General features: G+C 68.1%; 1 protein-coding gene. It reads right to left on the bottom strand.

The annotated features are described in order from the left end of the window. Positions 1-768 (bottom strand): AMP-binding protein (locus QSK22_RS33265; protein ID WP_352231523.1); only part of this gene is annotated, 768 nt, incomplete at its 3' end. Between the last annotated feature and the right edge of the window lie 10 nt (positions 769-778).

Genomic DNA, 778 nt, shown 5'->3' with positions numbered 1-778 from the left:
GCCGGGCTGGTCTTCGCGCACCACGACCGCGACCCGCCCCACCGAGGCGTGTGCGGCAACAGCCGCCTCGATCTCGCCCAGCTCGATCCGGAACCCCCGAATCTTCACCTGATCGTCGACCCGACCGAGGTACTCCAGCTCACCACTCGCCGTCCAGCGGGCCAGGTCACCCGTCCGGTACATCCGCTCACCCGACCCGAACGGGCACGCCACAAACCGCTCCGCCGTCAACCCCGGCCGCTTCAGGTAACCCCGCGCGAGCTGCACACCCGCCACATACAGTTCCCCGGCCACCCCGACCGGGACCGGCTGCAAGGACGAATCGAGCACGTAGACGCGGGTGTTCCACACCGGACGACCGATCGCAATCACCGATGCGTTCTCATCCGGCGGGCAGGGCCGGAAGGTGACGTCCACAGCGGTCTCGGTCGGCCCGTACAGGTTGTGCAACTCCACCCCCGGAAGACGGCGATGGAACTCGACCACCAGGTCGACCGGCAGCGCCTCACCACTGCACACCACCCGCCGCAACCCCTCACACCGGCCCGAGGCGACCTCAGGCAGGAACACACCCAGCATCGACGGCACGAAATGCACCGTCGTGACCTGCTCCCGTTCGATCGTCTCGACCAGGTAGGACGGGTCCTGATGGCCGCCCGGACGCGCCATCACCAACCCCGCGCCGGTGATCAGCGGCCAGAAGAACTCCCACACCGACACATCGAACCCCGCCGGAGTCTTCTGCAAGACCCGGTCCGAACCGTCCAACCGGTACCGG

It is taken from the genome of Actinomadura sp. NBRC 104425, from assembly GCF_030269545.1.
GTDB classification, from domain to species: Bacteria; Actinomycetota; Actinomycetes; order Streptosporangiales; family Streptosporangiaceae; genus Spirillospora; species Spirillospora keratinilytica.
The sequence above is the reverse complement of the archived record's forward strand: the minus strand, read 5'-3'. Positions and strand labels throughout refer to the sequence as shown.